General features: G+C 67.7%; 15 protein-coding genes. 9 read left to right on the top strand and 6 right to left on the bottom strand.

Translation table 11 applies throughout. The annotated features are described in order from the left end of the window. Positions 1-41: 41 nt before the first annotated feature. The 8 genes from glmS (at position 42) to tsaD (ending at position 8,605) form a co-directional block, all read left to right on the top strand. Positions 42-1,904: a glutamine--fructose-6-phosphate transaminase (isomerizing) gene (gene glmS / locus Q0627_RS03815; RefSeq protein WP_291018397.1), complete on the top strand. Its 1,863-nt coding sequence runs from the start codon at positions 42-44 to the stop codon at positions 1,902-1,904. Positions 1,905-1,952: 48 nt separating this feature from the next. Continuing rightward, positions 1,953-3,374 (top strand): NAD(P)H-hydrate dehydratase, encoded by a 1,422-nt coding sequence (locus Q0627_RS03810; RefSeq protein ID WP_291018395.1) that lies wholly within the window; start codon positions 1,953-1,955, stop codon positions 3,372-3,374. Between the two features lie 176 nt (positions 3,375-3,550). Beyond that, positions 3,551-4,693, top strand: coding sequence for an alanine racemase (gene alr / locus Q0627_RS03805; protein WP_291018393.1), 1,143 nt, complete (start codon positions 3,551-3,553; stop codon positions 4,691-4,693). An 8-nt stretch (positions 4,694-4,701) separates the two neighbouring features. Further along, complete coding sequence (locus Q0627_RS03800; RefSeq protein WP_298807781.1) at positions 4,702-5,931, top strand: alpha/beta fold hydrolase; 1,230 nt, start codon at positions 4,702-4,704, stop codon at positions 5,929-5,931. Beyond that, positions 5,928-6,386 carry a tRNA (adenosine(37)-N6)-threonylcarbamoyltransferase complex ATPase subunit type 1 TsaE gene (tsaE, locus tag Q0627_RS03795; protein ID WP_291018390.1) on the top strand — a complete coding sequence of 153 codons (459 nt, stop codon included), beginning with the start codon at positions 5,928-5,930 and terminating at the stop codon, positions 6,384-6,386. Before Q0627_RS03800 ends, tsaE begins: the two co-directional genes overlap by 4 nt. Next, on the top strand, positions 6,379-7,077 hold the full coding sequence (gene tsaB / locus Q0627_RS03790) for a tRNA (adenosine(37)-N6)-threonylcarbamoyltransferase complex dimerization subunit type 1 TsaB (protein ID WP_291018387.1): 699 nt from the start codon (positions 6,379-6,381) through the stop codon (positions 7,075-7,077). Before tsaE ends, tsaB begins: the two co-directional genes overlap by 8 nt. Then, entirely contained in the window at positions 7,074-7,580 is a 507-nt protein-coding gene (gene rimI, locus Q0627_RS03785) for a ribosomal protein S18-alanine N-acetyltransferase (RefSeq protein ID WP_291018384.1), read from the top strand. The genes tsaB and rimI overlap by 4 nt, the downstream gene beginning before the upstream one ends. Then, entirely contained in the window at positions 7,577-8,605 is a 1,029-nt protein-coding gene (gene tsaD, locus Q0627_RS03780) for a tRNA (adenosine(37)-N6)-threonylcarbamoyltransferase complex transferase subunit TsaD (protein WP_291018380.1), read from the top strand. The genes rimI and tsaD overlap by 4 nt, the downstream gene beginning before the upstream one ends. A gap of 209 nt (positions 8,606-8,814) precedes the next feature. Here tsaD and Q0627_RS03775 read toward each other — a convergent pair whose 3' ends face one another. The 5 genes from Q0627_RS03775 to Q0627_RS03755 form a co-directional block, all read right to left on the bottom strand. Beyond that, positions 8,815-9,045 (bottom strand): excalibur calcium-binding domain-containing protein, encoded by a 231-nt coding sequence (locus tag Q0627_RS03775; protein WP_291018417.1) that lies wholly within the window; start codon positions 9,043-9,045, stop codon positions 8,815-8,817. A 136-nt stretch (positions 9,046-9,181) separates the two neighbouring features. Then, positions 9,182-10,153: an ABC transporter substrate-binding protein gene (locus tag Q0627_RS03770; RefSeq protein ID WP_291018378.1), complete on the bottom strand. Its 972-nt coding sequence runs from the start codon at positions 10,151-10,153 to the stop codon at positions 9,182-9,184. A 3-nt stretch (positions 10,154-10,156) separates the two neighbouring features. Then, the gene (locus Q0627_RS03765) at positions 10,157-11,434 is read right to left on the bottom strand and encodes an enterochelin esterase domain-containing protein (RefSeq protein WP_291018376.1); all 1,278 of its coding nucleotides are present in this window, start codon (positions 11,432-11,434) and stop codon (positions 10,157-10,159) included. Next, the gene (locus Q0627_RS03760; protein ID WP_291018374.1) at positions 11,427-15,299 is read right to left on the bottom strand and encodes an amino acid adenylation domain-containing protein; all 3,873 of its coding nucleotides are present in this window, start codon (positions 15,297-15,299) and stop codon (positions 11,427-11,429) included. The genes Q0627_RS03765 and Q0627_RS03760 overlap by 8 nt, the downstream gene beginning before the upstream one ends. A 66-nt stretch (positions 15,300-15,365) precedes the next feature. Beyond that, positions 15,366-16,514, bottom strand: coding sequence for a YncE family protein (locus Q0627_RS03755; RefSeq protein ID WP_291018371.1), 1,149 nt, complete (start codon positions 16,512-16,514; stop codon positions 15,366-15,368). 79 nt (positions 16,515-16,593) lie between these two features. On the opposite strand from Q0627_RS03755, the gene Q0627_RS03750 reads away from it, so the two are divergent. Then, entirely contained in the window at positions 16,594-17,769 is a 1,176-nt protein-coding gene (locus tag Q0627_RS03750) for an amidohydrolase (RefSeq protein ID WP_291018368.1), read from the top strand. 195 nt (positions 17,770-17,964) lie between these two features. On the opposite strand, the gene Q0627_RS03745 is transcribed toward Q0627_RS03750, so the two are convergent. Beyond that, complete coding sequence (locus tag Q0627_RS03745) at positions 17,965-18,831, bottom strand: MurR/RpiR family transcriptional regulator (RefSeq protein WP_291018365.1); 867 nt, start codon at positions 18,829-18,831, stop codon at positions 17,965-17,967. Between the last annotated feature and the right edge of the window lie 225 nt (positions 18,832-19,056).

The following is a 19,056-nucleotide window of genomic DNA, read 5'->3' as shown; positions in this document are numbered from 1 at the left end:
GTACCCGGCTTCGGGCGGCTGCGCAGGTAGTCTGATGAGCTATGTGTGGAATCGTCGGATATGTGGGGCAGCGCGACGCGCTGGATATCGTGGTCGAGGCTTTGCGCCGCATGGAGTACCGGGGCTACGACTCGGCGGGCGTCGCGATCGTCGACGGCCATGGGCACACCACGATCGAGAAGAAGGCCGGCCGCCTGGAGAATCTGGACAAGCAGATCGCGGCCGTCGGCCGTGATGCGCTGACCGGAACCACCGGCATGGGGCATACCCGCTGGGCCACCCACGGCCAGCCCACCGACCGCAACGCGCACCCGCACGTCAGCACCGACAAGAAGATCGCCGTCGTCCACAACGGCATCATCGAGAACTACGCGCCGCTGCGGGACGAACTGGAGAACTCGGGGATCGAATTCTCCTCCGACACCGACACCGAGACCGCGGTGCACCTGATCGAGCGCGAATACGCCTCGGGGGAGTCCGCCGGAGACTTCGTCGCCAGCGCGTACGCCACCCTGCGCCGCCTCGAAGGCGCGTTCACCCTGGTCTTCACCCACTCCGACCATCCCGGCACGATCGTCGCCGCACGCCGGTCCACGCCGCTCGTGGTGGGCGTCGGTGACGGTGAGATGTTCGTCGGTTCCGACGTCACCGCATTCATCGAGCACACCCGCGATGCGGTCGAACTCGGTCACGACGAGGTGGTGGTGATCACTGCCGACACGTATACGATCACCGATTTCAACGGCGAGCCGCGTGAGGGCAAACCGTTCCACATCGACTGGGACCTGAATGCCGCCGAAAAGGGCGGCTACGACTTCTTCATGCTCAAGGAGATCGCCGAGCAGCCCGCCGCGATCGCCGACACCCTGCTCGGACACTTCGAGAACGGGCGCATCATTCTCGACGAGCAGCGTCTCACCGACGACGAACTGCGCGACGTCGACAAGGTGTTCGTGGTGGCCTGCGGCACCGCCTACAACGCGGGAATGCTCGCCAAGTACGCGATCGAGCACTGGACGCGGCTGCCCGTCGAGGTGGAGCTGGCCAGCGAATTCCGTTACCGCGACCCGGTTCTGGACCGCTCGACGCTGGTGGTGGCGATCTCTCAGTCCGGTGAAACCGCCGACACCCTCGAAGCGGTCCGGCACGCCAAGGACCAGAAGGCGCGCGTGCTGGCGATCTGCAACACCAACGGTGCACAGATTCCACGCGAGTCCGACGCCGTGCTGTACACGCACGCCGGACCCGAGATCGGCGTGGCGTCGACGAAGTGTTTCCTCGCGCAGATCGCCGCCGCCTACCTGGTGGGTCTGGCGCTCGCCCAGGCCCGCGGTACCAAGTACTCAGACGAGGTGGCCCGCGAGTTCCGCGAACTCGAGGCGATGCCCGCGTCGGTGACCGAGGTGCTGGCCACCATGGATCCGGTGCGTGAGCTGGCCCGATCGCTCGCCCACCACACCACCGTGCTGTTCATCGGCAGGCACGTCGGCTATCCGGTGGCGCTCGAAGGTGCGCTCAAGCTCAAAGAACTCGCCTACATGCACGCCGAGGGCTTCGCGGCCGGTGAGCTCAAGCACGGCCCGATCGCACTCATCGAGCAGGACCTACCGGTGATCATCGTGATGCCGCAACACTCGGGACGCGCCGTGCTGCATTCGAAGATGGTCAGCAACATCCGCGAGATCCAGGCCCGCGGAGCCACCACGATCGTCATCTCGGAGGAGAACGACACCGCCGCACGCGCCGTCGCCGACCACTTCATCGCGATCCCGGCGGTGCCGACGCTGTTGCAGCCGCTGGTGTCGACGGTGCCGTTGCAGGTGTTCGCCGCGACCGTCGCCCAGGCCCGTGGCTACGACGTGGACAAGCCACGCAACCTCGCCAAGTCCGTCACCGTCGAGTAGTGATCGCACCCAATAGCGCACGCGCACAATAGATTCCGGGAGGCGACGATGCCGGTCCAGTATCTGACGGCCGACGCGGTCCGGGTCGCCGAACACGCCACCGGCGACCTGCTGGTAAACGGCACCCTGATGCGGCGGGCCTCGACCGGGGTTGCGCAGGCCGTGATCGGTGAGCTCAAGCGCACCGGCGGCTGCTACGGCCGAGCCGTCGGATTGGTGATCGGCGCCGGCAACAACGGCGGCGACGCACTGTACGCCGGCGCGATCCTGGCCCGCCGCGGAGTTCGTTGCTCGGCCGTACTCCTCGTGCCGGGCAGGGCCCACGAAGGCGGGCTGGCCGCGTTGCTCGGCGCCGGTGGCCGCGTGGTCGACACGTTGCCCGAATCGCTGGATCTGGTGATCGACGGCGTACTCGGTATCGGCGGTACCGGTCCGCTGCGGCCCGCGGCCGCCGACGTGTTCGCGCAGGTCACCGCACCGATCGTCGCCGTCGATCTGCCGTCCGGTGTCGACGCCGATACCGGCGTGGTCAACGAGCCCTCGGTGCGGGCGACGATCACCGTCACCTTCGGTGCCTACCGCAATGCGCATCTGCTGGCAGCGCCGCGATGCGGCCGGATCGACCTGGTCGACATCGGCCTGCCGCCGACCGAATCCGCTCCGGACGGACTGTTCCGCCTCACCGACGCCGAGGTGGCCGCCCTGTGGCCGGTGCCGGGACCGGCCGACGACAAGTACACGCAGGGCGTTATCGGCATTGTCGCCGGATCGGCGCGTTATCCGGGGGCGGCGATCCTCGCCTCGGGTGCCGCGGTGTCGGCGACGTCCGGGATGACCCGGTATGTGGGTTCGGCGGCCGATCAGGTGATCTCGCACTATCCGGAAGTCGTCGCCGTGAACGACCTGGCCGATGCCGGAAAAGTGCAGGCGTGGGCGGTCGGGCCCGGGATGGGTACCGGTGACGAAGCGCTGGAGATCCTGCGTACCGTCCTGGCCACCGACCTGCCGGTGCTCGTGGACGCCGACGGGCTCACGGTGCTGGCGGAGAATCTCGACCTCGTGCGCGATCGGCAAGCCCCGACACTGCTGACCCCCCACGCCGGCGAGTTCGCCCGGCTGTCGGGGTCGGCGGTGGGCGACGACCGGCCGGCCGCGGTGCGTGCGCTGGCCACCGAACTGGGCGCGACGGTGCTGCTCAAGGGCCGGATCACCCTCGTCGCCACCCCCGAAGGACTGGTGTACGGCAACGATGCGGGATCGTCGTGGGCGGCCACGGCAGGCGCGGGTGATGTGCTCACGGGCATCGCGGGATCGTTGCTGGCGGCGGGCCTGGAACCGGTGGTCGCGGGCGCCTGCGCCGCACGCGTTCATGCGCTGGCGGCGCGGCAGGCAAGCGGTGGCGCTCCGGTCGGCGCGTCGGCGCTGTTGGCGGCCGTCCACCCGGTGATCGGCGAACTCCGCGGCGCCTGACAGCACACACGCCCTGACAGCACACACGCCCTGACAGCACACATGGCCGACCACCAGGTTTGGACCGCATGTATCACCGGTCACGCAGGCCGGTGCGCTGTGGGATCGGCGCGACTACTCGAATGCGCCGCCACATCCACCATCGGTGGCCGGGGCGTCTGGGATACTGGTCGGCGATGACTGCCAATCCGAGCGCCGCTGCCCTCACCGCCACCATCGACCTCGATGCTCTCGCGCATAACATCGGGGTGCTGCGGGAGACCTCGGGCACCGGTGTGATCGCCGTTGTGAAGGCGGATGCGTACGGCCACGGAGCCGTCCCGGTGGCGCGCGCGGCACTCGCGGCAGGTGCCGAGGAACTGGGCGTGGCGCACGTCACCGAGGCGCTGGCACTGCGGCAGGCGGGGATCGACGCCCACATCACCTCGTGGCTGCACACCCCGAGCACCGACTTCGCCGCGGCGGTCGCCGCCGATATCGACATCGCGGTGTCCTCGCCCCGGCAGCTCGCCGCCGTCGTGGACGCCGCGCGTGAAGCCGGGATCACCGCCACGGCCACCGTCAAAGTGGACACCGGCCTCAACCGCAGTGGCGTGGCCGTCGACGAATGGGATTCGATGGCGGTTGCCCTGGCCAAGGCACACGCCGAGGAATCGATCATGCTGCGGGCGATCATGACGCATCTGGTCCGCGGCGACGAACCCGACCATCCGCTCAACTCACAGCAGGCCGACAGTCTCGATGCCGCCGCAGCAGACCTGGCCCGGCTCGGCGCGCCGCCGCAGATCATGCACCTGGCCAACTCGCCGGCCGCGCTGGTGCGGCCCGATCTGTCGCGCGACCTGGTGCGCCCGGGAATTGCGCTGTACGGGCGGACTCCGCTGCCCGGTCGTGGCGACTTCGGCCTGATCCCGGTGATGACGCTGACCGGCGAGATCTCGCTGGTCAAGCGGGTCGCGCGGGGGCAGGGGGTGTCGTATTCGCACACCTGGGTGGCCCCGCAGGACACCGTCGTCGCGGTGGTACCGGCCGGTTACGCCGACGGCGTGCCGCGCACCCTGTCCGGCAGGTTCGAGGTGCTGGTGAACGGCCGACGGTTCCCGGCAGTGGGCCGAGTCTGTATGGATCAGTTCGTCATCGATCTCGGGCCCGACGGCGGTGGAGTCGCCGAAGGCGATCTGGCCGAACTGTTCGGACGCGGCCACGCCGGCGGGTCGACCGCAGCGGATTGGGCCGACGCCACCGACACCATCGACTACGAGATACTGTCGGCCATCCGTGGCCGGACCGTACGCCGCTACGTCGGCGGGGAGGCGTGATGGGTCCCATCGAGAGAGTGTCCAAGGCCGCGAAAACCGCGAAGGCGGCGCGAACCGCGAAGGCTGCGCAAACCTCGGAGCCCAAGGAACGGTCCGTGCTGCTCGCGGGTGTGCCGCACCTGGGGACCCTGGGCAAACAGGGGGCGGGGGGGGGGGCCAGGCGGGTGACCCGCCGGGAAAAGGCCACCGGCCCGGACCCGTACGCCGACGAGGACTTCAAGGCGATCTACGACGATCAGGCGTCGTCGGTGGTCACCGACGACGGGCTGGCGCTGGCGGTGCGGACCGTCGACCTGTGGGACAGCGACGTCGACGCCGAACCCGAAGTGACGGTGCTGTTCGTACACGGGTTCACGCTGCGCATGGCGAGCTGGCATTTCCAGCGATTCCAGTTGGCCGAACGCTGGGCCGGCAGGCGGATCCGGATGGTGTTCTTCGACCACCGTGGGCACGGCAAAAGTGACCGCGCTCCGGCCGAGACATGCACGATCGCCCAGCTCGCCGACGACACGGCCGCGGTGATTCGCACCATCACGCCCGGCACGATCACCCGCAGACGCTGGCCACCGAAGTCGAGCACCACGGGAACCGTTGTGCTGGTGGGACATTCGATGGGCGGTATGTCGCTCATGGCGCTCGCGCGCCGGCACTCGTACCTGTTCGGACCCGACGGCATCGTGTCCGGGGTGGCGCTCGTGGCCACCGCGCCACGAGGTATCACCGAAGCCGGCCTCGGCCAGGGGCTGCGCAACCCGGTGGTCGACGCGTTCCGTGCGTCGGTGCGCCGTGCGCCCCGGCTGGTGCAGGCGGGCCGCGGCATCACCCGATCGTCATTGGAACCGGTACTGGTCGCGGCCAGTTTCGGTCCCGGTTTCCACAGTCGCGCCGCGGGCCGGGCGGTGGAGAAGATCATCCAGAACACGCCGCTGGAGACGCTCGTGAACTTCCTGTACGCGCTTGAGGACCACGACGAGTCGACCGCGTTCCCCGTTCTCGCGCAGGTGCCGAGTGTGGTGGTGGGCGGCAGCGCCGATCAGCTCACCCCGCTGCCCAATTCGGTGCGCATGTACGCCGACCTCGGATCCGAGTCGCGGTTGGTGGTGGCGCAGGACGCCGGGCATATGGTGCAGATGGAACGTCCCGAACTGGTCACCGAGGCGATCGTCGACCTCGTCGAGCGGCGCCGGGTGGCGTTGCCGCCGCCCCGGCGGCGCCGCTGGCTGCGAGGCCAGAAGTGACCGCGCCCGCCACCCAATGGCACAGCAGGGATCTGCCCGATGTCGCCGACACAGAATCCCTTGGGCGCGAACTGTCCTCGGGTCTTGCCGCCGGTGATGTGGTGATTCTCGACGGTCCGCTGGGCGCGGGTAAGACGGCGCTCGCGCGCGGGATCGGTGCCGGGCTGGGTGTGCTCGGGCGCGTGTCGTCGCCGACATTCATCATCGCCCGCGAACACCGGTCGGGTGGCCCGGGGAGGCCGGGGATGGTGCACGTGGACGCGTACCGGCTCGGTGGTCTGGATGAACTCGACGCCCTCGACCTCGACACCGACCTGACCGACGACGTGGTGGTCGTCGAATGGGGTGAGGGGGTGGCCGAGGTCCTGGCGGACCGGCACCTGCTGGTCCGGTTGCGCCGCGATCCGGATTCCGAAGTGCGCCATGCGCAATGGGGATGGGTTTACCATGACTGACGTTGCCGGCAAGAATGTTCTCGTCATCGACACGGCCACCGATTCCGTCGTGACCGGGGTCGCGACCATTACCGCGTCGGGGGTGAATGTGCTTGCGCAGCGGTCGATCTCCGATCATCGCAGGCACGCGGAGCTGCTGACCACCCAGATGGGGGAGGTTCTCGACGAATCCGGTGTCGGCCGAGGCGATCTCGCGGCCGTCGTGGTCGGTTGCGGTCCCGGCCCCTTCACCGGTCTGCGGGTCGGGATGGCCACAGCCGCTGCCTTCGCCGACGCGCTCGGGCTGCCCGCCTACGGAGTGTGCTCGCTCGACGCACTAGCCGCGCAGGTGTGCCATGATCGGCCGGACGTCACCACGGTTGCGGTTATCAGCGATGCCCGTAGGCGCGAAGTCTATTGGGCGCGATACGAATCCGGAAACAGGACGGCAGGCCCAGAGGTCGCCGCCCCGGCGTCGGTGACCGCCGCTGTTACCGGAGTGGACGTCGCTGCCGGCTCGCCGGTACATATCGAGGCAGTCGGACTTGTCGTCAACGCCGAGGCTCCTTCCGTTCCAACCGTTTTCGGTCTCGCCACTGCGGCCGCTGCCGCGGTCCTGTCCGGCTCGTCTCCTGAACCCATTGTGCCGCTCTATCTTCGGCGACCCGACGCAGTTGAGCGGCAACGTCCGGCCAAGGCTGCGCTCCGGTGACGCAGGATCGGCCGATCATCGACGAGCTGACCCTCGCCGACGTGCCGCGGTGCGCCGAGCTTGAGATGGCGATGTTCGCCGGGGATTCACCATGGCCGCAGTCGGCGTTCCGTACCGAGATGAAGGCCCCCTACAACACCTACTTCGCCGCCAGAGACACACCGGGCGGTGAGGCGATGGGCTACGCGGGAATCTCGATGCTCGGCGGCCCGGGCGCCTACGAAAGCGAGATCCACACCATCGCAGTCGATCCCGAACGACGCGGACGAGGCTATGGGCTGGCACTGCTGCGGGCGATGCTGACCGTCGCCGACGACGCGGATGCGCCCGTGTTCCTGGAAGTGCGCACCGACAACGACACCGCGATCAGTCTGTACGAGCGAAACGGCTTCACCACCGCGGGCATCCGCCGCGGCTACTATCAGCCGTCCGGTGCCGATGCGTACACCATGATCCGGCGGGCCCGGACCGAGACCCTGCGGCCTGAGGAGGACCCACGATGATCGTCCTGGGAATCGAAAGTTCCTGCGATGAAACAGGAGTCGGTATCGTCCGGTGGGCCGACGGCGCCGCCGAGTTGCTCGCCGACGAGGTCGCCTCCAGCGTCGATCAGCATGCCCGGTTCGGCGGAGTCGTACCCGAAATCGCCTCCCGCGCCCACCTGGAGGCCATCGTGCCGACGATGCGGCGAGCCCGCGAGGCCTCCGGGATCGATCGTCCCGATGCCATCGCCGTCACCATCGGCCCCGGCCTGGCAGGTGCGCTCCTGGTGGGAGTCGCAGCGGCCAAGGCGTATTCGCTCGCCTGGGACGTGCCGCTGTATGCCATGAACCATCTCGGCGGGCACGTCGCGGTCGACACCCTCGAACATGGTCCGATGCCCGAGTGCGTGGCATTGCTGGTCTCCGGCGGCCATACCCATCTGCTGCATGTGACCGATCTGGCCCGGCCCATCGCCGAACTCGGCACCACTGTCGACGATGCGGCCGGAGAGGCGTTCGACAAGGTGGCCCGGTTGCTCGACCTCGGCTACCCGGGCGGACCCGCGCTCGATCATCTTGCGGTGCACGGAGATCCGAAGGCGATCGCGTTCCCGCGCGGGATGACCGGACCTCGGGATGCCCGATACGACTTCTCCTTCAGCGGACTGAAGACCGCGGTGGCGCGCTATGTTGAAAAGTCTGCCCGAGACGGTGTCGAGGTTTCGCTCGCCGATGTGGCGGCATCGTTCCAGGAGGCCGTCGCCGACGTACTGACGATGAAGGCGATCCGCGCCTGTACCGATCTCGACGTCGACACCCTCGTGCTCGGCGGCGGGGCCACGGCCAATTCACGGATTCGCTCGCTCGCCGAAGAGCGTTGCGCCGCAGCAGGTATCACCCTGCGGGTACCCAAACCGCGGCTATGTACCGACAACGGGGTCATGATCGCCACCCTTGGTGCGCATGTTATCGCCGGCGGGGCGCAGCCGTCCCCGCTCACCGTCGCTTCCGATCCGGGAATGTCGGTGCAGGTCAGCCAGCTGTAGTCGGCGCTCACCGGGGGCGATATCCGACGAGGTTCAGTACGTCCTGCAAGTGCTCGACCCGATCGGCTGGGACGCGACACTCGATGAACAATTGGCAGGTCACTGCGCGCAGGGCCTGATGCCCGGCCGGGTGTCGCGGGTGGATCGGGGCCGCTGCGATGTGCACACTCCCGGGTTCCAACGCCCAGAGCCCCGGCGCGCGTGTGGGATCAGGCCTTCTCGCAGGCGATTCCGTCTCGGTCGCGATCACGCTTGGTATTCGCCTTGTACAGGTCGGCGTCGACGGTGAAATCGGTGACCGGGGTGCGGGTAGTCCTGTCGACGGCACGGGGCTTGCCGACGCCGTGCGGGTAGTCCTTGTTCATGGCGGCACAGTTCTTGTAGCTGGTGGCGGCGGTGGCGGGAGCTGAGGTCAGCGCCGATCCGCCGGTGAGGAGCATACCGGTGCCGAGGACAGCGGAACAGATGCGGACACGTGCGGACATTATCGGCCTTTCATATTGCAAACAACCGGTTCAGGATAGCTGTAAGGGGTTCGATTCGCCGAATCGCCGTCGCGGTGCGAGACATGTGATGTCACCCGGCCGCGGCGGCAACCTCGGCCAGTACGGACTTGACGCCGAGCGGACCGGAACCGCTGGTCCACGGCACGCCGTCGACGGGAAACACGTTGCCCGAACGGTTGGCGCCGAGCGTGCCGAAACCGGGGAGTTTACGTGCGGCCGACAGTTCCTCGGCGGCCTTCTCCTTGCCGGCCAGCACACCGAAGAACAGGTAGTCGGCGTCGATCAGGTCGAGATTCTCGAGACTGACCTTGTCGCCGGAACGGCCCTGCGAGTTGATCTTCTCTTGCGCGGCGGGCCGGGTGAAGCCGACCTGCGTGAGTACCCAGCTCGACATCGAGTTGCCGCCGACGATGGTCGGGCCGTCGGCGGCCCACCGGACGATGCTCGCGGTAGGGGCACGGCCGTTCACCTGCTTGGTCGTCACCTGCTGCTTGACCTTGCCGATCTCGGTGGTGATCTCGCCCGTTACCTTGGTGTACTCGCCGGGCTTGCCGAGGACGTCGGCGACTGCCTTGAAGTACTTCTCCCACCCTTCGGCGTACTTGGCGACCAGTAGCGTCGGCGCGATCTTGGCCAGCTCGTCGAGCGAGTTGCGCGATGCGGTGGTGTCGTCCACCAGGATCAGATCGGGCCGGGCCTTGAGGATCTGCTGCAGATTCGGGCCGCGTGGGGTGGCCACGATGGGGATCTCGGAAGCCTGTGCGCCGAGGTAGGCCGGGGCTTTGGTCTGCCCACGTGCACTGGTGGTGCCGACGGGGATCACACCGAGCGCCAGTGCCGCATCGAGGGCACCCTCGGCGAGGGTGACGATCTTGCCGGGGTTCTGTGGGATGTCGACAGTGACACCGCGGGCGTCGGTGTACTCGCGTGCCGGTCCGGACGGGCCGGCACCCGAGTCTTCATCGCCGCAGGCGGTGACCGTCGCGAGCATGAGTAGCGCGGCGGCGATGAGGGTGAAGAATCGGATCATTCGGGTACGCATCGGCTAACATCCTGTGTCGGTGTCGTCGGGCAGGGTATCTCGACGGGTGTCGGCCGCGAGATCGTCGAGAAGCATTGCCGCCCACCAGCAGTCGTCGTGACCGCCGGAATAGGTGCGGAACGTGATCGGGAAACCGCAGTTGTCCGCGGTACCGGCGGCCTCGGCCACATTGGGTGCGAGTTCTTCTTCGAAATCGCCGACCGCCATGGTCAGCCGGGGCAGTGTGGCACCCGACCGCCCGGCATCGCGCAGTTGCTCGTGAATCCATTCCTGTCGGCCGCTGACGTCGGCGGGCCGGGCGTGCAGACCCGGCCGGAACCAGACTGACGGGGAGTACGCGAGGATCCGGTCGGCGGCTTCGGGGTGCCAGGCGCCGAAAGCGAGAGCAGCCAGACCGCCGAGGCTTTGACCGGTGACGACGGTGCGCGGCGGTGGCGCCGGCAGATGGTTGCGCACGTCGGTGAGCAGGGTGCCGGCGAGAGCATCGAGCATGGTGCGGTCGCCGCCGAGGAAGCGCAGCCGGTCACCGCTGCCGGCGGGGGAGTAGATGCCGAGCACGGCGTAGCGTTCGGTGAGCGAGCCGCGGCGATGCAGATCGTCCAGCACGTGCGCGAGTTGGTATCGGTCGCACCACTTCTCGGCGTCGAAGGTGATCAGGAGGTTGATCGGGGTGGGGCCGGTGGTGTCCGGAACGCTCAGCCGGTACCGGATCGGGGGGCCACCGTCGACGGGTACCTCGCCGACGGTGTCGGTGATGACCGCCTCGTGCGGCCCGATCCAGTCGTCCAAACCGGGCGCTGCCGCGCACCGGGCGACCGACCCGAACGGTGATCTGTTGCGCACCAGCTGGTTTCGAGTATCGACGAGGGCGTGGGAGACTACCGCGCGCGAGTACTCGACTTTCCCGTCGGTCACGCCGGGACCGTCGGCGGCGAACGGGTAGATGCGGTATCCGGCCATGGTGTCGCGGGGGACCGAGATCTCGGCGAACCACACATCGGTGCCGGGGACACGTTCCATCAGCCCGGCGTCGGCGTGCTTCTTGTCGGTGAGGCGGTTGACCCAGACATACACGCCCGCAAGCTCTTTACCGTCACTCAGCGCGGGAGACCGGTCCGGCCACCACGTGAACAGAACTCGTTGGCGGGTCGGGTCGAGCGGATCGTCGGTGAGCACCGGGGTGCCGTGCGTGCTGATCAGGCCGGTCAGTTCAGTGTGGTCGGCGCCCGCCGGGTCAATGATCCGATCACGCAAATCGTCGGCAGTGACTCGTTCAGGCAACGGTTTCACCGTTGACGGCCTGCGCGATCCGGGCGAGTGCGGCGGGCCGGATCATGCCCGGATGTGCTGTGGCGAAGTCGATCTGCCGGAACTTCCCGCTCACATGACCGCGCCAGGCGTCGGGGTCCAGAAAATCCTGGGCATTCTCGGTGGCGCGGAACAGGATTGCATCACCGTCGAATGTCGATGTGGTGTGTGTGCGCATGAGTTCGGCGAAATGCGCGACGACCTTCGCGATCGCCCGCACCCGATCCGCGGACAGCCCGCCGAACGCCGTATTGGCCTCACGCAACGCTCCGAGGAGCGCGTCGTCGGAGTCGAGATCCGCCTCGTCGATACCCGCCATGATGAGGAACGCGCGGCGCACCTCCTCCGGGGACGGCGGCGGCTGCGCCGCCCACAACTCACTCGGATAGGCATCCATCAGGGCGAGCAGACTGACATCGCGGCCCCGGCCGCGGGCCAGCGCTGCCATCTCGTGGGCGATCACCCCGCCCACCGACCAGCCCAACAGGCGGATAGGTCCTTGTGGCGCAACCGATTCCATGGCATCGAGGTAGGTTTCGGCGACCTCGCGCAGGCTGCCCGGCAGCGGTCCGCCGTCGAGACCGTCGGCCTGCAGTGCGTACACACCGCCGGTGCGATCGAGCACCGACAGCAACCCCGAGTAGCACCAGCCGAGCCCGCCCGCCGGATGGACGCAGAAGATCGGCGCGTCGTTGCCTGCGGGCCGCAGTGTCAGCAGTCGGCCGAACGGGTCTACCGTCGACTCCCCGCTGACCCGCTGCGCGAGCAGGGTGACCGAGGGCGCGGCGAACACATCGGAGACGGACACGTCCTGATTGAGCACCTCACCCACCCGGGAGGCCAGCCGCGTCGCCGACAGCGAATTGCCGCCGAGATCGAAGAAGCTGTCGGTCACCGATACCGCATCACGGTCGAGGACCTCCGCGAACACCCCGGCCAGCGTCATCTCCAGTGGTGTTGCGGGACTGGTGATCTCGCCAGTACCGAAGGTCGGTTCGGGCAGCCTCTTGCGGTCGAGTTTGCCGTTGCGGGTCATCGGGATCGCGTCGATCACCTCAAGGGCGTCGGGCAGCATGTAGGACGGCAGCCGATGAGCGAGTTGTGCGCGCACCTCGAAGGTGTCGACGCCACCCCCCGGCTCGGCGACGAGGTAGCCGAGCAACAGCGCCGATGGTCCACGGCCGCGGACGATCACCACCGCATGCGCCACGCCCGGTACTTCCGACAGCGCGGTGGCCACCTCGCCGAGTTCGATGCGCCGGCCGCGGATCTTGACCTGGTCATCGACGCGGCCGATGTACTCGATCACACCATCCGGGCGCCTGCGCGCGAGATCGCCTGTGGCGTACATACGTTCGCCGGGACGAAACGGATTGGCCACGAACCGGGTTGCGGTCAGCGGACTGCGGCACAGGTAGCCGCGGGCCAACTGCACACCAGCCAGATAGAGCTCACCGACGTAGCCGAGCGGGAGGGGGCGCAGCGCATCGTCGAGCACGTACACCGCGCTGTTGTGCACCGGCAGCCCGATGGGCACCGACGTCCGGTCCCAGTCGTCGCCGGGGTACCACCAGGTGATGTCGACGGCGGCCTCGGTCGGTCCGTACAGGTTGTAGACAATGTTCTCGCCGGTGCCGACGCTGCGGGGAAAGACCCGCCCGGCCTGCACCAGGACCTCGGCCGGCAGGGCCTCGCCGGAACACACCACCAGCCGCAGCGACGAGGTATCGCGGGCGGCGGGCTCGGTGAGGAACGCGGCCAGCGCCGACGGCACGAAATGGCACACCGTGACCCCGTGGTCGACGATCTCGCGGGCGATGTGCGCGCTGTCGCGTTCGGCGCCGGCCGGCGCCACCACGAGGCGGGCGCCGGTGAGCAACGGCCAGAAGAACTCCCATACCGACACGTCGAACGAGTACGGCGTCTTCTGCAGCACGCGATCGTCGGGAGTCATCGAGAACACCGCATCCATCCAGCGCAGCCGGTTGACGATGCTGCGGTGCTCGATGATGGTGCCCTTGGGCAGGCCGGTGGAGCCGGAGGTGAAGATCATGTACGACGAATCGGCGGGTGCGGGCGCTTGCAGTTCCGTACTGCCGGTGTGGCCGTAGGAGGCGACCGTGAGCGCGAGATCCTCCCATTCCCAACGGGATACGCCGGATGCATCCGATTCCGGATCCGGGAGGGTCAGCTCGGCCACTGGCCGGGCGTCACCCCGGATCGAGGCGATGCGTTCGTCGGGCAGCTCCGGATCGATGGGCAGGTAGGTGGCGCCGGCCTTGATGGTGGCGTGGATGGCCACCACCATCTCCGGTGCGCGCGGCATCCGCAGCGCCACAACCTTGTTCGGTCCGGCGCCGAGGGCGGCCAGCGTTTCGGCGAGGTCGGTGGCGGCGGTGTGGAATTCGGTGTAGGTCAGAGTCCGTGAACCCCATTCGAGGGCGGTCCGGCCGCGATGGGTGCGCGCCGCGGCGTCGAGGAGTTCGGTGAGCGTGGCGTCGTCGTAGTCGACGGTGGTGTCGTTGAACCGCTCGATCTGCGCGTCGACATCGGTCGGTGCGGATACCGCGACGGCACCGAGCGAAGTGGCGGCGTCGGAGCCCACCAGCGCGGCGACTACGGCGAGGACCCGATCGGCGTGACGTTCGGTGTCTGCGGCGCCGTAGCGATGCGGATTGGTCTCGACCTCCAGAACCAGACCACCGTCCTGCTGCGGTGACGCCGTGAAGGTGATGTCGTCGACCGGTCCCATGCTGATGTTGGTTATGGTGCCGGTGGCCGCGCCGAACGCCAGAACGGGCGTGAAGAACTTGACGTTCACCACCGGCCCGTAGATCACCGCGTCGGTGCCGACGGCATCGAGGTCGCGCCGAAGGCGTTCGGCCCGGTAGGCCGAATGCGGCCGGACGGAACGGACTTCGGCGCTCACTGCGTCGAGAAGTGCGCCTACCGTCTCGGTGGGCCGGACGGCGATCCGCAGCGGAAGGATGTTGACCGCGGGTTCGATGGTGGGCGGCGCCCCCAGTCGCCGATTGGCCCACGGCATGCCGATGACGGCCTCGGTACCGGCCGACAGCGCCGCTGTATACACGGCGACGGCTCCGATGACCGCTTCGGCCCAGCCGTGCGTGCCGGGCCGGGTCCGGGCAGGCAGCCGCCGGGACACCCTGCGGGCATGGTCGACGGCCACGGTCGGCGGTGCCTCGACGAGGCTCTGCGGACGTGACTCGCCCGCGCAGTAGTCGCGCCAGAAGTCGCTGCCACCGTCGTGGGCGGGAGCCGTCTGCGCGGTGGGCGCGGCGAACGGTGCATCGGGCAGGGGGGCGCCGGTGATCGTGGCGGCATAGGAGGCGGCCACCCAGCGCAGCAGGGTCGCGAAGGAATAGCCGTCCACACACAGGTGGTGGATCCGCTGCACCCAGACGTGATGCGAGGTGGACACCTCGATGAGGAGCTGAGCGCTGAGCCGGTCGCCGGCGATCGCTTCCGAAGACGAGTGCGTATCCGACATGAACTCGGCGATCTCGTGATCGCACTGCTTGGCGGGGTCCGTGGTGGCGCTGACGTCGAGGAATTGCAGCCGGTGCGCACGCGCACGGGGTCGTTGCCTCGGTCCGTCCGGTCCGGACGAATACTCCGCGTTGAGTGACGGTACGGCCGCGAGGCACCGCGTGAGCACCTCACCGAATGCGCCGACGTCGAGATCCCCGCGGATGTCGATACGCTCCGCGCATTGGTAGACCGCCGAATCTGGGACCTGCTGCTGCCCGAACCACAGCGCGGTCTGGGCGGGGGTGAGTTGTTGGGAGCCGGGCGAGGCGGCGGGTGCGGACGTCATCGTGAACCAGTCGTCATGGAGAATCAGTGGCTTTCGTTGTCACCGGGGGCGAACAGGGTCGCAGAGTCAGTGGGCTCGGGCGACCGACAGGATCGTCAGCCGGCCCGACTGGTGCTGGGTGCCGTACACCGCACCGGTTCTCGGGTCGACCGCGATGGTGTGCACGGGGGCGTTGGTGGGCACGGTGGCGACGACCTTCGCGGTGTCCGCGTCGAGAACGGTGATGGTCCGCTTCTGGAGGTCGGCGGTGTAGACGAGCCGGCGTTGCGCGTCGATCGCCAGCTTGTTGGGTGAGGAATGCGTCTGCACGGTCTTGATGATGGTCAGCGAATCCGGGTCGATCACGACGATCTTGCCGGTGTCGAAGCTCGCGGCGAACACGCGGCCGGTGGCCGGGTCGACCTTGGGTCGCGTGTTCGACGGTGTCGCGATGCGCTTGACGATCTTGTCGGTGCGGGTGTCAACCACGGTGAGGTAGTTGGTCTTCTTGGTCAGGTAGTCGGCATTGCCCACGTACAGACGGTGCCGCTTGGCGTCGAGGTCGACGAACGACGGCCACTTGATGCCCCCGATCTCGGAGATCTTGCGCCCGGTGACGGTGCTGACGACGGCCACACGGGCCGCGTTGTTGAGTGCCACGTACGCCCGGCCCGCCGCGGTGTCGACGACGCTGCCCATCGGGTGCGTGTTGGGCACGGCGATGAGGTTCGCTGCGCTGGTGGTGGTGGCCTTCATGCCGACGACCGTGATGCCGTTGGCATGTGAGTTGCTGACCACCAACTGACCCCGTTTGGTGTCGAGCGAGATGCCGTCGGGTACCTGCGGGGTGGGGATGATCGGGGCGTTGCCGACGGGCATCATGCCCCACGGCTGGGGCGTGAAGTCGATCGAGCGTACCGGGCGGCGTTTGTCGATGCTGAACACGGTGACCTTGGGCCGGACCACGTGGGGATCGAACGAGACGTCGGTACCGCCCTTGGTGCTCATCACGAAGTCGTTGTCGGTGATGAACAGGGCGCGGCGGGTGGCGTCGAAGGCGAGCTCGCCGCCGCTGTTGACGCCCGCCGGTACCGATGAGACGCGAAATGACCAGCCCGCTCCGGTTACGGGCGATCCCGGCGTGGCCGAGGCGACGGGGGAATGGACGATGCCCGTGGTCACCGCGCACAGCAACGCTGCCGTGAACACAGAGATCCGGTTGCGGCGAAGACTCATGGAGCACATCGTACACCCGGAATTAGCGTTGCCTAACCCTTAATCCCCACTTATTCGGAGATTTGTGAGAGTGTTTGGTATGGCCTTGTTGAATTCTCAAACCCTGGAACGTCTGACGGTCGTTCGGCGCGATATCCATGCCCATCCCGAACTTGCCTTTCAAGAGGTCAGGACGGCCGGACTGGTCGCGGACTATCTTCGTGAACTCGGAATCGACGTACACACCGGCTTTGGCGGAACCGGCGTCGTCGGGATCGTCGGAGATCGGTCCCGCGGGCCGGTGGTGGGGCTGCGCGCCGACATGGACGCGCTGCCGATCCACGAGATCTCCGGCCGGGCGCACGCGTCGGCCAATCCCGGCATCATGCACGCGTGTGGCCACGACGGCCATGTGGCGATGCTGCTGGGTGCGGCTGAAATCCTGAGCAGTACAGAGGAATTGGCCGGATCGGTGGTCCTGGTGTTCCAGCCGGCGGAGGAGGGTGCGGCCGGCGCCGTCGCCATGCTCGACGACGGCGTGATCGACCGCTTCGGAATTGAGGAGATCTACGGACTGCACAACATACCCGGCATTCCCGCCGGGCACTTCGCGGTCCGCCCGGGCACTCAGCTCGCCTCGTTCGATCACCTGGAGATCACCATCACCGCCGACGGCGCGCACGCGATGGCGCCGCACCACACGGGAGATGTGATCGTGGCGGGATCGAGTCTGGTCGGCCAGCTGCAGACGATCGTGTCGCGCCGGCTGGATCCCTTTGTGCCGGCGGTTGTTTCGATCACACAGTTCCTTGCGGGAGACACCAACAACGTGCTGCCGCCCAAGGCCGTCCTGCGTGGTACCGCCCGGTGTCTGAGCGCCGAAGCCCGTGACCGGATCGAGGGTATCGTCGGCCAGATGTGCGATTCGGTGGCCGCTGCGCACGGGGTGAGCATCGATCTGACCTACGAGCGCCGCTATCCGTGCACGGTGAACGATCCGGAGTGTGCCGCGCGCGCCGCACGCGTGGCCACGGGTGTCGCAGGGCCTGACAAGGTCGATCCCAACACATCAGGAATCCTTGCTGCGGAAGATTTTTCGTTCTTCCTAGAACGAATCCCGGGGGCGTACGCGTTCATCGGCAATGGGCCGATCACGGAGGATCGCGGGCCGGTGCACAATGCGGCCTACGAATTCAACGATGACATCATCGGTGCCGGCGCGCAGTTCCTGGCGCAGGTCGCCCAGGATGCCATCGCAGACCGGCGCTCGCGCTGATGTACTCTGCCGGAGATTCTCGGGAATTGCCGACGAGAATCCTGGCGACCGGAGCAATCGCAGGGCGGTCGGTCCCGACCATACTGAAATCCGGAAATGATGGACAAAATGGTCGACGCAATCGTCGCGTCGATCCGGAAACAATCAGCGGTGGTGTTGCCGCGATGAATGTCGAAAGGTGATGATCTTTGCCATTCACCGCCCAGTAGTCGGTGTGTCGACATCGGCGATGGATCCGGGATTCTGACTACCGGTAAGGCGTCCACGGAGGTCGGAGAGCAGTTTGGTCGCGCGGTCGGCGCGTTTGGCGTGCCGGGCCGCGACAGCCAGCACGAGCGACTCGAGAACGATGATCGTCGTCGCGTGGGTGGGTGAGTGCGTCGGTTCACCGCGGCCGGCCCCCAGTACGACCGTGGCCCGGGGGTCCGCTGTCAGGGCGTCCTCGGTCAACTGGATCACGGGGATGGCGAATGTGACTGCCTGGTCGAGCAGGACATCGACCTCGCGCGTGCGGTCATAGGCCATCGCCACCACCGCGTCGCCCTCGGTGAGCCGGCTCAGCTCGTCGGCGAAACCCTGACCGGTGGCGGTCATCGCCGTGGCCGGAATCCCTGCCCGCCGGAATTGGTGGGCGGCGTAACCGGCGAGGAAGCCGCCCGGACCGAAACCGACGACGCAGACGCGTTTGGCCTTGCTCGCGATGTCGACTGCCTTGAGCAGGGAGTCCTCGACGATCCGCCCGGGGAGGGCGCGTACGGCGTCGGCGCGTTCGCCGATCAGCCGCATCGTGCCCACCTGCCGCCCGTTGCCCAGGGAGGCCTCCAGGCGGCCGGAGAGCGAGAGTTCGGCGGCGAGCGCCTCGCGGAGTGCGGCCAGACCGTCGAAGCCGAGTTTACGTACGGTGCGGATCACGGTGGCATCGCTCGCGTCGGCCGCTTCGGCGAGGCGGGCCGCGGACAGATGTCCGACGCTGTGCGGGTGGTCGGCCATGAACATCGCCACGCGTGCTTCCGCCGGGGAAAGCCCGGCGAGGTGCTCGGAGACCAGGGAGGCGAACGACATGTAGTGAACACTACCCTATTGATGTTGGATGTAGTAGTGACTACATCGGGGACGTGTCACGCCGAAATAGAGCGACACCCCTGACAACCACCGGGTGGCGGTCAGGGGTGTCGCTGGTGATCTGTAGAGGCCGGTGTCTAGGGCCAATACCGTTCAGTTAAGGTCGTTGAGGGTGTAGTCTGGTGGTGTGCCGCGTGCTGGTTGGGTGAAGCCTGAGTCTGATCG

The sequence above is a fragment of the uncultured Gordonia sp. genome, from assembly GCF_937858515.1.
Lineage (GTDB): Bacteria > Actinomycetota > Actinomycetes > Mycobacteriales > Mycobacteriaceae > Gordonia.
Note: the sequence above shows the minus strand (reverse complement) of the source record. Positions and strands in the feature narration are given on the sequence as shown.

Excerpts from the sequence above, each read along its gene's own strand:
- glmS (WP_291018397.1), top strand. The coding sequence starts at position 42 with ATGTGTGGAATCGTCGGATATGTGGGGCAGCGCGACGCGCTGGATATC.
- Q0627_RS03810 (WP_291018395.1), top strand. The coding sequence starts at position 1,953 with ATGCCGGTCCAGTATCTGACGGCCGACGCGGTCCGGGTCGCCGAACAC.
- alr (WP_291018393.1), top strand. The coding sequence starts at position 3,551 with ATGACTGCCAATCCGAGCGCCGCTGCCCTCACCGCCACCATCGACCTC.
- tsaB (WP_291018387.1), top strand. The coding sequence starts at position 6,379 with ATGACTGACGTTGCCGGCAAGAATGTTCTCGTCATCGACACGGCCACC.
- tsaD (WP_291018380.1), top strand. The coding sequence starts at position 7,577 with ATGATCGTCCTGGGAATCGAAAGTTCCTGCGATGAAACAGGAGTCGGT.
- Q0627_RS03775 (WP_291018417.1), bottom strand. The coding sequence starts at position 9,045 with ATGCTCCTCACCGGCGGATCGGCGCTGACCTCAGCTCCCGCCACCGCC.
- Q0627_RS03770 (WP_291018378.1), bottom strand. The coding sequence starts at position 10,153 with ATGCGTACCCGAATGATCCGATTCTTCACCCTCATCGCCGCCGCGCTA.
- Q0627_RS03760 (WP_291018374.1), bottom strand. The coding sequence starts at position 15,299 with ATGACGTCCGCACCCGCCGCCTCGCCCGGCTCCCAACAACTCACCCCC.
- Q0627_RS03755 (WP_291018371.1), bottom strand. The coding sequence starts at position 16,514 with ATGAGTCTTCGCCGCAACCGGATCTCTGTGTTCACGGCAGCGTTGCTG.
- Q0627_RS03750 (WP_291018368.1), top strand. The coding sequence starts at position 16,594 with ATGGCCTTGTTGAATTCTCAAACCCTGGAACGTCTGACGGTCGTTCGG.
- Q0627_RS03745 (WP_291018365.1), bottom strand. The coding sequence starts at position 18,831 with ATGTCGTTCGCCTCCCTGGTCTCCGAGCACCTCGCCGGGCTTTCCCCG.